General features: G+C 36.8%; 11 protein-coding genes. All 11 read right to left on the bottom strand.

The window, feature by feature from the left end; genetic code table 11:
• Nucleotides 1–7: 7 nt before the first annotated feature.
• Nucleotides 8–958 carry a GNAT family N-acetyltransferase gene (locus tag HNQ46_RS02455; RefSeq protein WP_183682559.1) on the bottom strand — a complete coding sequence of 317 codons (951 nt, stop codon included), beginning with the start codon at nucleotides 956–958 and terminating at the stop codon, nucleotides 8–10.
• A 41-nt stretch (nucleotides 959–999) separates the two neighbouring features.
• On the bottom strand, nucleotides 1000–1980 hold the full coding sequence (locus tag HNQ46_RS02450; RefSeq protein ID WP_183682556.1) for a glycosyltransferase family 2 protein: 981 nt from the start codon (nucleotides 1978–1980) through the stop codon (nucleotides 1000–1002).
• Nucleotides 1973–3103: a DegT/DnrJ/EryC1/StrS aminotransferase family protein gene (locus tag HNQ46_RS02445; protein ID WP_183682553.1), complete on the bottom strand. Its 1131-nt coding sequence runs from the start codon at nucleotides 3101–3103 to the stop codon at nucleotides 1973–1975. Before HNQ46_RS02445 ends, HNQ46_RS02450 begins: the two co-directional genes overlap by 8 nt.
• 42 nt (nucleotides 3104–3145) lie before the next feature.
• Nucleotides 3146–4390, bottom strand: coding sequence for an O-antigen polymerase (locus tag HNQ46_RS02440; RefSeq protein ID WP_183682550.1), 1245 nt, complete (start codon nucleotides 4388–4390; stop codon nucleotides 3146–3148).
• Between the two features lie 34 nt (nucleotides 4391–4424).
• Nucleotides 4425–5456 (bottom strand): CgeB family protein, encoded by a 1032-nt coding sequence (locus HNQ46_RS02435; RefSeq protein WP_183682547.1) that lies wholly within the window; start codon nucleotides 5454–5456, stop codon nucleotides 4425–4427.
• 28 nt (nucleotides 5457–5484) lie between these two features.
• Nucleotides 5485–6621 carry a glycosyltransferase family 4 protein gene (locus HNQ46_RS02430; RefSeq protein ID WP_183682544.1) on the bottom strand — a complete coding sequence of 379 codons (1137 nt, stop codon included), beginning with the start codon at nucleotides 6619–6621 and terminating at the stop codon, nucleotides 5485–5487.
• Nucleotides 6622–6625: 4 nt separating this feature from the next.
• A complete protein-coding gene (locus HNQ46_RS02425; protein ID WP_243155814.1) occupies nucleotides 6626–8569 on the bottom strand; it encodes a sugar transferase in 1944 nt (647 codons plus the stop codon).
• 159 nt (nucleotides 8570–8728) lie between these two features.
• Nucleotides 8729–10753, bottom strand: a complete 2025-nt coding sequence (locus HNQ46_RS02420) for a polysaccharide biosynthesis protein (protein WP_243155813.1) — start codon at nucleotides 10751–10753, stop codon at nucleotides 8729–8731.
• A gap of 145 nt (nucleotides 10754–10898) precedes the next feature.
• The gene (locus HNQ46_RS02415) at nucleotides 10899–11375 is read right to left on the bottom strand and encodes a hypothetical protein (RefSeq protein WP_183682542.1); all 477 of its coding nucleotides are present in this window, start codon (nucleotides 11373–11375) and stop codon (nucleotides 10899–10901) included.
• 150 nt (nucleotides 11376–11525) lie between these two features.
• Nucleotides 11526–12506 (bottom strand): translation initiation factor 2, encoded by a 981-nt coding sequence (locus tag HNQ46_RS02410; protein WP_183682539.1) that lies wholly within the window; start codon nucleotides 12504–12506, stop codon nucleotides 11526–11528.
• Between the two features lies 1 nt (nucleotide 12507).
• The gene (locus HNQ46_RS02405; protein WP_183682536.1) at nucleotides 12508–12963 is read right to left on the bottom strand and encodes a DUF4869 domain-containing protein; all 456 of its coding nucleotides are present in this window, start codon (nucleotides 12961–12963) and stop codon (nucleotides 12508–12510) included.
• Nucleotides 12964–13033: the final 70 nt, after the last annotated feature.

The following is a 13033-nucleotide window of genomic DNA, read 5'->3' as shown; positions in this document are numbered from 1 at the left end:
ACCCTTTCTATTTACTCTCAAAATCGCTTTTACTAAATTCACCTTGCACTTTTATATAATTTCTAAATTCATCATAGTCTCTTATATAATCGTCTGGAGAATAATAGTCTGAAGCAGCTACACATAAAACAGACTCTTCGACCATCCATTGCATCTCTCTCCAAGTAGGTTTGTCTATTAGTACACCAATCGAAGGATCTCTAAGTTCGATTTCATCTCTACCATTTTCATTTTCTAATATCAAACGAACACAGCCATAAGGGCAATAAATAAATTGTTGAAGCGACTTATGAGAATGGTATCCTCTTTTCACACCCTTTGGTACTTTAGATATAAAATAAATCCTCTTTATTTCAAAAGGAATCGTTCTATTCCCTTCAAAAAATGATAACTCTCCAGAATTAATTGTTGGAATAGTTGGTATCCTCATAATTTTGCAACCGGCGACAGACTCTCTTACATTAATATCATCACCCTTTAAAATTGAATACCATTTTAGATGATCCATCCCTTGATATCGTCTACGAATTTCATTTGGTATATCCAATGCCTCCTTAAAATTATGTTTATCATAAAACTTAATTGCTCTTGTGTTTTCTCTTGAAACACACCAATATAAGCTTTCTAAGCCAAAGTCTTCAAATGCTTTCTTTATAATCAATTCCATCCCTCTCCATGCATACCCTTTATGCATGGCAGACTTCCTGACTACTATTGCGAACTCAGCAGTTTGGCACTCAATATTCTTCAAACTAACTGTCCCCATATATTCATCTGCATCAGAAACAATAGCCATATGAATATTATTCTTAGAGAAAAAACTATTTTGTATAAAAGCTTCACAATCAGCAAGTGTTTTCGATGAAAACTGTTCTTTCAATTCTTTCACAACACTTTCGTCATGCATCCACTCAAGCATTAGCGGTGCATCTTTTAATTTTAATTCTCTAATATTCATATGAATTCCTTCTTCTTGTAGATTAAGTAATAAGTCATTTTTTATCTATATAACCATTTTAAAAAAATTTTCTTCCATCCGGAGAATGTCAATCCCATCAGTATATAGTTTATTATACGATTTATATAACTGTCTTTATTCCCTAAAATATCTAAAACAAATTTATACCTTAAATTTGTAATAAGCTCATCATACCAAAATGGCAAATCATACCAGTAAATAAAAGGATATATTAACTCTCGTTTTAATACCATAATTTGCTGGATATGATTTCTATTATAAATATATCCTAAGCTTCTAGAAACTGATTCACCTTGTCTATAATATACAGTATCTTCATCCATAAAGTTTATAGAATATCCTGAATTAGTAAAACTCAAAGCTAAAGGTGAATCCTCAATATTTTTGACCTTTGTCGAAATACCTCCTATTAATTTATAGGTTTCAGCATTTATAAACGTTGTAGGGGCAAACATAATCTCTCTATGCAGAAGATGTCTGAACTGCTGCTTTGGAGGCAAAGTACTTAATTTTTTTATATACATTTGCTCATATTTTTCTCTCCTTTTAGCAGTTTTGATATCCTTAACAAAAACTAAATCTTGAGAATATAAAAGCGAATTAATAGAATGTTCTTTTACATATCTTATATTTTTGCTTATACATTCAGGCATCAAAATATCGTCTGCAGCAATTACCTTCAGCCATTCAGTATTGCAACTTTTTACACAACTATCAAAAGTTTTACTAATTCCTTCATTTTTGATATTTTTTAGCACTCTGACTGTCCTAAATCTTTCAGAATAATGCTTAATCCAATCATTAATAATATCCAAGGATTCATCAGTAGATGCATCATCACTAATGAGCAAATCTATATATTTATAAGTCTGTGAATAAATGCTATCCAATGTATCAGTTATTGTTTTTTCAGAGTTATAACAAAGCACATAGACGGTCACATATACGTCACCCATATCCCCAACTCTTGCATCTTTCTTATAAGCACTTTCTTTAACCATATATTTTACCGAATTTCCTTATTTCTTCAATAATCTGTTCCATCTCAGATGATTTTAAACTCTGATGCAAAGGCAAACAAAGAGTATTATCCGTCGCATAATCTGCATTAGGAAATGTCCCCTCTACTCCATAATAAGGTACCCTGTGCAAAGGAAAATATCTATAAGTTGTATAGATACCTTTTTCTCGAAGGTATCTTGCAAGTTCATCTCGTTTCCCATTTTTTAATTGAATATGATAAAAATAAAAAGAAGAACGGCTCCCTTCTTCTAAAGGCAACGGTATATCTAGCCAATTTAAATCACCAAGTCCATCATTATATGCATTATGTACAGCTTCTCTTTTTTCCATAAATAATGGTAATTTTTTTAATTGTTCTATAGCCATTGCAGCAGTTATATTATTCATGATTGCTCTATGACCATAAGATGAAATATCAAATTCCCACCATTTTTGTGCAACGCTATTTTCATAGCCACTTTTAGATTCTAGACCAAAATAAAGCCATTTGTCTGCTTTTTCTCTCATTTCTGGATCCTTAAAATGCAGCATTGCTCCATCTCCGCACACTAAAATCTTCATTGCGTCAAATGACCACATAGCCATATCTCCATCTGTCCCCAGCGCATGGCCTCTGTATTTAGAACATACCCCAGCAGCACAATCCTCAATAACTTTTAACCCATATGCCTTAGCTAAAGGCATAATCTTATCCATATCACATGGAACACCCCCAAAATGAAGTAACAGTATTGCTTTGGTCTTAGGAGTTATTACCTTTTCAATATCCTCTGCCCTAGCATTCAATGTTCGTGGATCAACATCGCAAAGAACCAATTTTGCACCATTGACACAAACCGCATTCCCCGCTCCAACAAAACTCAAAGTTGGTACTATTACTTCGTCACCTGGCTGAATTCCACAAAGATACATCGAACTAAATAGTCCCTCACTACAACAATTTGTTGATAATACATGATTTACCGAAGTTCCAAGATGTTCTGCATACATTTTTTCAAAATTGGCGACAATTTCTCCTTTTCCAAGCCAATTTGAATCAAATACAGATTTAATAGCATCTAGTTCTTCCTTTCCAAGAGTAGGTTGCATCACATTAATCATCTTTATTTTCCTTTCATTTTGAAATAAACTCCCCTCTAAAACTCACATAGAACTTTTGGAGGTATAGGTCATGTACGAAAATCCATTTATTTTAGTATTACACATCAAAAATAATAAAACAAATATATATATTTGCATACTATCTCCAAAACAAAATGCGTAAAATGCTAGGACACATTGATACACGCACGTTGCATATGCAATAATCCAAAGGCCACCAGATCTTCTATATCTCTTATAAATATAGCCAATACATATGCCATAAAATATCATAACCAGCACCGAACCAATAATTCCAAAGTCAAGATAAGGACCTGATACAAATGAAGACACAGGAGATCCCATAGAATTTAAAAACACCTGCAATTCATCTCTTCCGCCACTTGGTAACAAACCAGCCTTTGCTAAAGCCCTTCCTATAATACCTAGACTTTTTATACCATATAGTCTCCCTTTAAATGGAATAATATAATCTAACACATAAAACTGACTTCCAAAATAAAAGACCCACCATGAATCTCCATTCGCAACAATAGCTCGATTAGTTTGCTTGGCAATAAAGTCAAAACATAGAAACAGCATCACTATAGCAATGCATGTTATAATCTTAAGCCTATTATTAAATTTTTTCCTTTTTTGCATCCCTATTGAATAAATAAATAGAATAGTCAAAAATGCAAATAATATTACTGTTCTCGATAAATCCATTGCCATATAAATAAAATAGATTAAATAACTAAGACATAGTAAGAGTTTATCTTTATTGCGTCTATTATTTAAAATAAATACCTTGTAAGACATCATCAACATAATAATATTAGCAAATACAGGACCATATTTTCCAAGCCCACTTACCATATGTACATAAGTAGAATAATGTCTCAAATTATCTAGATAATGATTACCATATATTTTGTATGTCACACCTCTTATAATGTGTTGAACTGCAAAAAATAACCCAATTATAGCGATAGTAAAGTACAATCTAAATAAATTCCGATTATATTTTATATCTAATGAATAACCTACAGCCTCACTTCTAAATAGCTTTAAATGCTCACCTAAGTACAATCCAATGCAAAAACAAGCTACACTCGTCATATATATAAAATATGCATCTTCAGAAATAGACATTTTTGAATCATAAAACACCAAATTCACACAAAATGAAACAAAAATGGGAAAAGCAAAAATAATTTTAGGATTAAAAATATCCCCGGTGTTTTTTGCTCTAATAATACCACTAACTAATATAACAACTAGTACAATCCCTAATAACACTTTCATTGCACTATTTCCTCCAAAGATAACTTTTTTCCCCCTAGGGTAAATTGCTCAAAATAGTTTCCATCATCGTTTTTTCAGAAAAAAAATCTTCATAATTTTTACTAATATTATTTAATTTATTTTCCACTCGTTCAAAAGGAATTTCTTCTAAATTTTCAAAAAATATAACATTCGGGAATATATCTTTTTTTTCTTTAAAATATGGAGCATTTGTAAGTAATTTTCGATTTAAAAGCATTGCCTCTGAAAATCTAGTTGTGGGCGAATATGCATTATTTTGTATCAATTCTAATACACACCTAGATTGAACTACATGAGATAGTACTTCTTCAAACGCTAAACTCCCATAATGTATCTTGTCTGAGTATATTCTTTTCCTCTCAGGAACTTGAGTTATGTGGAAGTCACAAATAAATCCCTTGCTAGTAAACAGCTCAAATGCTTTTATAATTTGTTCATACCTATCTTTAGCAGAAGCAACAAGTGTTATATCCCATTTAAACTCCTTATTTCTTGGAAATTCTTTCAATAAATGCATTGAAAATGGTTCCAAGCAATATGACATTCCATATTTTTCCGCTTCTACTTCATCGAATGTTACCAACAAGTCAAACTGTTTTCTTACTTCTTCTATTATCAAATTGTGGCGTTTAATCAAGTCAATAAAATAACAAACTAATTTGCCATTGGAAAAACGACTTCTTAAATATTGTGTTAATACGTGCCCATAGCTATCATAATCCCAACTGTAAATAATAAAAATAATGTTGTCATCAACTTTCCATCCCAATTTATTGATTTTAGTCTTTATAAATCGATCAAAATATAAAAAGGATATTGTTTTTTTTATCTTAGACTGATTATTCCCATATATTGTCCAGGCCTTTGCTACCTTCCTACAGAAATTTGGTAAAAAGATAGCAGTGGAATAACTATGGTCATCAAAGCCTCCATATAAATATTTATTTTCTATAGAATCCAGCCCTATAAAGACAAATTTATAATTACCTTTCATTTTTACTCCTTTTAATTCCATGTTACCTCTATTATCTAATACCATAATCATTTTTTACTTCCACTATTTTGAAAGTGATTCAATTATTATTTACTTTTTGGTATATGCATATCATCTTTTCATGAATACTATTCTTTTCTAACGGTTCCAATCTCTTTTTTTCTCCTAAACGATAAGAATTCATAGTATTCAGCATTTCATATAAGCCTTGCTCCCATGCTTTCGCCGTATTTGGATATACCAATAAACCATTTTCACCATCTTTAATCAAATCTGTATTTCCTCTTATCTTGGACGCAATTACAGGTTTTTTCATAAACATGGCTTCCATCACTGAAACGGAAAGTCCTTCTCTTTTAGATGGAAATGCAAATACATCAGCAGCCTCCAAAAGAGAGCAGATATCCTCTCTGAAACCAAGTAAGCGGAGGGAAACGCCATTTTCCTCTGCCAATGTTCTTAAATGCTCTTTTTGATTGCCTTCGCCGGCAATCATATAGACAATGTTTTGTCCCTTCAATCCGGCTAAGGCCCGCACTACAACTTCATGATTCTTATTTTTATTTAATTCCCCAACAGATAGGATAAAGATATTTTCCTTGGAAAGTCCCAGCTCCTGCCTCTTCTGTTCCCTGGAAATGCCTAAATTTTGGAATCTGTTACTATCTATTCCTACTCCCGGAATATATACTGTTTTCTTTGCATGAAATTTATATTTTGCACGGTAATAGTCTTCTTTATTAATGGTAATAAGACAGTTGGTCCAATAAGACAAAAGTAACTCTATTGGATAATAAATAGCCCAGTTTAAAATACTTGCTCCCTTAAAAAAATGAAATCCATGAGCTGTATAAATTATTTTTGTTTTTGTTGCATGCCCGGCAATTCTTGCAATCGCTCCACCAATTGGACTGTGACAATGGCAAAATAGGTATTGGTTTTCAATCATCAGTCGTTTCACTGTACGATAGCATTGAACATGCTTTCCTATTTGAACCGGAGAACGAGAAAAATCTACATGAAAACACCTTACACCTTGTTCTATTAACTCCTTTTTTAGCTGTTTAGCACTTTCCTCGGAAAAGGTACTTCCGTTTTTAAAATTACATGCAACATCAATTTTATATCCCATTTCCTGTAGAAGAGATATATTGTCTCTATTAAACTGTCCTATCATTGATGCAACAGAAGCTAATATTAAGACTCTTTTTTCCATAAATCTATCTTCCCTCTGTTCTTCGAATAGACTCCTTAAAAGAAAAGACTTGATAATCTTCTATATACCGGGAACAATCTTCTCGATAATATCTGGAAGAAAATGCCTTTTTCCCTAAAGTACCAATCTTTCCCGGCACGAATTGTAATGCATGAATAAGTGTTTTTGTTCCCGGTACGGAGAAACATGTCCAGTGATGTACTCTTGCAATTTCCCGAATCATCTCCCCTGTATCAACATACTCTTTGTTTTGTGGGAAAAATATCCCTCTTTCCTTATTTTCAATCATGAGTCTTATAAACTCGGCCAAATTTCCAATATAAAGCATTGAGCGCCTATTCCCTACTACCGGAAAAAATGGTAGCATCTTGGCTAATTTGACCATCTTCGGATAATTTCCCTTACATCTCTCTCCATAAATCATAGGTGGACGAAGAATAACAACATTGAATTGATCTGATTGCATTTCCTGTAAAGTCAAATCGGCCTGCAGCTTTGAATCTCCATAATAATTTTGAGCCTTCATCGGAGTCTTTAAGGTAATACAATCTTGCTCTATCCCTGAATATACAATCATGGAACTCATAAAAATAAATTGTTTAACACCTTCTGCTTTTGCTTTTTTTGCACATGCAATCGCAAGATCACGATTTACTGCATAATACTTTGCCTCCGGACTATTTTCCTTATCCTTTGAGTCTTTTCCATGAGCTACTTTTTTTACTCCCTTTGTGTCATCATCCTGATGCGCTATCCCTGCCACATGAAAAACCACATCGTAGGAAGAAAAATATATCTTTTTCCATTCTTCTCCAAATAAACTAATCGTGTCTATTAAATATCGTCTTGATGCAGGATAATCGGGAAATAGCTTTTGATTATACTCTTCTAAATATTGCTCGACATGTTCTCCTACATAGGAATGAGCGCCGGTGATTAAAATACGAATGGCTTGCTTATCTTGCTTACCTTTCAAATCACATTCTACTTCTGACCCGTCTTTGCCCTTATCAACAGGTCCTGCCTGCTTCAACTGTCCCGTTCCCCCTTCTACCACGCCGTCCTTTCGTAGCACGGAAAATATAGTTCCGAAGAAACAACGCAGATCCATAAGAAATCCGATTTTCTCCACATATTCTCCGTCCAGCTTAGCCTTATCCGGAATCTCTATGGAGTCTCTGCCGTTAATTTGCGCCCAGCCACTAAGTCCCGGCTGGATATCGTTGGCATTATATTTATCTCGCTCTGCGGTAAGCAAATCCTGATTCCATAGACCCGGTCTTGGCCCGATGATAGACATATTCCCTACAAAAATATCCCAAATCTGGGGAAGCTCGTCTAAAGAATGAGCCCGAAGGAATTTACCCATGCGAGTAATATACTGCTCCGGATTCTCCAACATATGGGTCGGGGTGTCATGGGGAGTGCACATCTTCATGCTGCGGAACTTATGCAGGGGAAAATATCGCTTGTTCTTCCCTAGACGCTTTTGGGTGAAAAAGATGGGCCCCGGATCATCCAAAAATATAGCAACAGAGAGGAAAAGAAAAACCGGAGACAGTAAAATCAAAGCAAAAGCGGAGAGGATGGTATCTCCTCCCCTTTTAATAACTCTTGTATAGAAATTAGGAATATAGTCACTGTCTCCTACCGCTTCCAGATGCCCTCTTACCCCGTCTGCATTTTCCGCTTCAAAAGGGTTTTCCACGAAAATAACCTTCTTTCCCTCAAAGGGATTCCAGTATTCGGAAGATTGATTTTCTCGTTTCTTATTTTGGAAAATAGAAGCCTTTTTATTTTCTAAGCAAAGCTTCTTTTCTTTTCCGGAAAGTTCTGAGGAACAAGACTTCTTTTTCCATAGGGAAAGTAAGAGAGTAAGGCCTGCCAGACATCCTCCCAGAATAAGCGCTATCCAAGCTTTCTGATTGCTATCTTTATGGTTCCGCATAACTCCTCCACTCTCTTGTTTACAGTCTCCATTGCTTTGAGCCTGTTTTTTAGATTCCTATTTCCCAACTTCTCATTCTACAAACTTATTTCTTCTTAGCATTCCACTTAGCATTCTGCTTTTTTTCACAAGAACATAGGTATTGCCTAAAACTTTTCCTTATTCCGCCGGCTTATAAGTCCCCACAATATCCTTCACCATTTCCCGGATATCATCCTTGTTCTTATAGGCCGCTTCCATCAGCTCGTCCACCTTTCCAAGGAAGGCATCAATATCGAAACTTAGGGGCTTTCCGATATGAATACGCTCGTTGGCGGTGTTCTGCAAGCCCTCTTCCGCCATCAGCTTCTCTTCGTAAAGCTTTTCTCCCGGGCGGAGTCCGCTGTATTGTACCTTGATATCGATATCCGGCTTAAATCCGGAAAGGCGAATCAGGTTTCTGGCCAAGGTGTCAATCTTTACCGGGCTTCCCATATCCAAGACAAAGATTTCTCCTCCCTTGGCAAAGGTTCCCGCCTCTAACACAAGGCTTACCGCCTCCGGAATGGTCATAAAGTAACGAATGATATCCGGATGGGTTACCGTGACCGGCCCGCCCTTTTCGATTTGCTTTTTGAAGATGGGAATGACGGATCCGTTGGATCCCAATACATTTCCGAAGCGTACTGCCACAAATTCTGTCTGAATATCCTGGAATACTGCCCCCGTGCCGTCCTTGTCCGCATTCTCCATTCCCTTATGGGTGAAGAGCTGGGGAATATCCTGCACCCGTCCCGCCTTAATCTTGCTGTCAAAAGCCTGGATAATCATTTCGCAAAGTCGTTTGCTTGCTCCCATGATATTGGCAGGATTCACCGCCTTATCCGTGGAAATCAGCACAAAGCGCTTGCAACCGTTTACCATAGCCGCATAGGCAGTCTTGTAAGTTCCTAAGGCATTGTTCTTAATGCTTTCACAGGGGCTGTCCTCCATCAAGGGCACATGCTTATGAGCCGCCGCATGATAAACGATTTCCGGTCTGTACTCCTTAAAAATCTGGAACATTCTCCGAGAGTCTCGTACGGAGCCAATCAACACCAGTAAATCCAGCTCCGGAAAATTTTCCCGTAACTCTAATTGGATATTGTAGGCATTGTTCTCATAGATATCGAAGATAATCAGTTTCTTAGGGCTGTGGCCTGCAATCTGCCGGCAAAGCTCCGAACCAATGCTGCCGCCCCCACCGGTAACCAATACCGTTTTTCCGTTAATAAAAGAGAACACTTCCCTAAGATCCACCTTAATCGGATCTCTTCCCAGTAAATCCTCCACGGAAACCTTCCGCATGGCACTGGCACTGACCTGTCCGGTAACCAACTGGTACATTCCCGGAAGGTTCTTCAGCTCACAGGTGGTTTCGTTACAGATTTGCAGAATATCTCTTCTTTGAGAAACCGTAGCGGAAGGAATTGCTAAGAAGATTTTATCCACGGCAAATTTTTCTACCGCCTCCAAAATACTTTCTCTTCCTCCCACCACGGGGATATTGTCAATGAGTCTTCCCCATTTGTTTTTGTTGTCATCGATAATACAAACTACCGCCCCGTCCACTTCTCCGGAGCGTTGAATATCACGAATCAGCATTTGCCCTGCGGCTCCTGCCCCAATCACCATAATCCGATGATGGCTTTTCTTGTTATTGACCTTTCGGAGAAGCAGGATAAAGCGATAGGAAAAGCGAATGCCCAGTACCGCCAGATACTGTAAAATCGCCCCGATGACGTAGTAGGAAATGGGCATTCTTCCCCACAAGAGCGTGATGCCGATGATATGAAATACGGAGCAAATGACGGTGGCCATACTTACTCGAAGGAGCTCGGAGTAACTGGCAAAGCGCCAGATGCTTTTATAAAGCTTTAAAAACCAAAAAACCGCCAGTGACCCTAGAATGTAGAAGGGAAGAAACGCTTTCCAACGTTCTATATATATCGTGTCAATGGTGCTGTAGCGCAAATCATAACGTAGCCAAAGGGCAATCAAATAAGAAAAGCTGAGGGCAAGGGAATCATAAAGCATCAGTCCCAAAGCAATGATATGCCAATGCTCTAATTGAAAACCCTGCCCTCTCTTTTCTCGTTGGGGTACTTTTCCCCTATCTTGATTGTCTATATTTTCGTTAGACATCTTGTCCTTAGTATTTTCCATGAAGAATGATTTCTCCTATTGCTACAGTCCTTGTACTTGTTGTTAAAAAGTTCTGCCGCTATATTTTCTCGGGCGATGAGACGAAAACCTTTGTTTCTTGCTCTAGGTATTTCTTCCCGCTCCGGTAAATTCTGATTCTTTCTTCCTACGCAGTGAAGGGAAAGCTCTCTCCGGGCTGCACGGTAACATCCTCCACAGTCTCTTCTCCCTTGGTGATTACATAGTGTACACCGTATTTTTGGAAGAAGCTTCCATAGCTGTCGTCTGTGGACTTACTATAACGGAAATCCTGTACCGCTGCCGCATTGGAAATCTCCCGCATCAGCTGATCCAGGAAAATGGTCAGTGCTTCATTGCTGACATTATCCACTATCTCTGCATGAACTTCCACCATATGGGTATCATTACTTCCGGAAATCGTCAAATTCTTTACAAAAGGGAAATCCTCAGGATCCATGCTCTCTATCACATCGTCAGAAATCTGGTCGAAATCGATAAGAATGACTTGATCTGCCGCTGCCGTAGTCATAACAGGAGCAGAATTCACTCCATACTTGGGTTTACAGGATACCAGAAAAAATAATGCCAGAAGGCATAGTAAAAATCCTCTTGTTCTCAACATGACTTCTCCTTAAAAATTAATTTTCCTATATATTCTCTCACATCTTATATGCTAAAGCAGTATAGCATTGAACAGACTTTTTAGCAATTTTTTATGAATCACATTCTCTTATTTTAGAGACTTTATAAGAGCACTATTATACTGATACATCTATTCTTTAGCCAAGCAGATTGGCGCCATTGCCTCTAACACTTTTTGAACAATCTTATCTTGAAGATAAAAATCCTTCAGATTCGACTTGTCATAGGGATAAGGGGAATCTTCTGTTTCTTCCATTAGTAAATCTGTAAAATATCTTTCCCAGCTAAAATATTTTTCACTTTCAATATAATTTTCCGCTTCTTCAAGCTTTTGTCTAATGGACGGTTTATTTAAAATATCCGCATACAATAAAAGCCATTCAAAAGATTCCGGAAGATAGAGTTTGATATTTACATTCCCCCTAAGTAATTGAGAAATATGAGCCATTTCCGGCCCAAATGCTGCTCCATCCGCTATCACCAAAGTTTCCTTCTGCTCTTTATCAAGCAGTTTTTCTTGTAAAATCCCTAGAATATTAGATTTTCCCCCTGCGCTTTCGCAGCAAATTCCCCTTGTCTTGGAAACTTGAGAAAAAAAGGTAAATCCTGCTTGAGAATCCTCTGTCACTAAAGCCTTTATCAAAACCTTTCCAGGATTTGTCTCCGAATAAATCTTATAAAACAGGTTATATATCTGCCTTGTATCCATATATCTTCCTGAGCAATGAATCCCGTATATTTCTTCCACAGAATAGGGCAAGGCCGGTAAATTTTCCCTGGTAATCAACACATAATAATTATTGGAATTTCGAATTTTTTTTGCAAAATCCTTAGTTTTTAAAAACCTGCTGTCCTCGTCAACAAAGACTATGGAATCATGAATATTTTCCAGCGTCTCCTGCCAGTATTTTCCGGATAGCGCTACACAGGCCTTATCGCATTGAATCTGCACCCCCGAATCCTTGCCAAGATTTCCATATTCTTCATTCATTGAGAAAAGCGTTGTTTTTCCTGTAGCACTATCCCCTCGAATAATGGTAATATTTCGTTTTATAGAAAATGCAAAGCGAATCCGCTTATTTTGTATAACAATGTGGTGCATTCCCTTCATTTTAGAAGTCCTCCAAAGGAATTTTAATAGCCTCCTCTAAATATGCCTCATAGCTCTCTGCCATTTTTCCGGTATTTAAGATAAATGCAGAAAATCCTTCCACCATACTAAAATCCATGATGTGATGAAGGTTGATTGTCAAATCTTTATGAGTTCCAATGGTCGAAATCCACTTGGCACAATTATCTCCGCAAGCTGAACCATTAAAAACATGACCGCTATCATCAAAAGCCATCAGCAAAAGGGTCTTTACTCCCCCGGAAAGCCTTTCAGGGGGAATGGGGCCCAATACCGGACTCTCAATTAAATGGCTACTGACCACCTTGGATTGATCCACATCTTCTATCATTGCCTTTGCCAAGTCCTCTTCCAGCCACTCATCCTCATATTGATTGTTAAAGTATATCGAGGGCGTATAAATTGCATTTTCCATTTCTCCAAAAAAAATCTTTAACAAAGTACTTCCTCCTAAAGTAAGCCTGCAAAAAAGCGATTTCTACACCTTACCACACACTTCAAAATATTTT

It is taken from the genome of Oribacterium sinus (assembly GCF_014202695.1).
In the GTDB taxonomy this organism is placed as follows: domain Bacteria; phylum Bacillota; class Clostridia; order Lachnospirales; family Lachnospiraceae; genus Oribacterium; species Oribacterium sinus.
The sequence above is the reverse complement of the archived record's forward strand: the minus strand, read 5'-3'. Positions and strand labels throughout refer to the sequence as shown.

Bases quoted from the DNA above. Each gene is read 5' to 3' on its own strand.
- HNQ46_RS02455 (WP_183682559.1), bottom strand. From the start codon at position 958: ATGAATATTAGAGAATTAAAATTAAAAGATGCACCGCTAATGCTTGAG.
- HNQ46_RS02450 (WP_183682556.1), bottom strand. From the start codon at position 1,980: ATGGTTAAAGAAAGTGCTTATAAGAAAGATGCAAGAGTTGGGGATATG.
- HNQ46_RS02445 (WP_183682553.1), bottom strand. From the start codon at position 3,103: ATGATTAATGTGATGCAACCTACTCTTGGAAAGGAAGAACTAGATGCT.
- HNQ46_RS02440 (WP_183682550.1), bottom strand. From the start codon at position 4,390: ATGAAAGTGTTATTAGGGATTGTACTAGTTGTTATATTAGTTAGTGGT.
- HNQ46_RS02435 (WP_183682547.1), bottom strand. From the start codon at position 5,456: ATGATTATGGTATTAGATAATAGAGGTAACATGGAATTAAAAGGAGTA.
- HNQ46_RS02430 (WP_183682544.1), bottom strand. From the start codon at position 6,621: ATGGAAAAAAGAGTCTTAATATTAGCTTCTGTTGCATCAATGATAGGA.
- HNQ46_RS02425 (WP_243155814.1), bottom strand. From the start codon at position 8,569: ATGCGGAACCATAAAGATAGCAATCAGAAAGCTTGGATAGCGCTTATT.
- HNQ46_RS02420 (WP_243155813.1), bottom strand. From the start codon at position 10,753: ATGGAAAATACTAAGGACAAGATGTCTAACGAAAATATAGACAATCAA.
- HNQ46_RS02415 (WP_183682542.1), bottom strand. From the start codon at position 11,375: ATGTTGAGAACAAGAGGATTTTTACTATGCCTTCTGGCATTATTTTTT.
- HNQ46_RS02410 (WP_183682539.1), bottom strand. From the start codon at position 12,506: ATGAAGGGAATGCACCACATTGTTATACAAAATAAGCGGATTCGCTTT.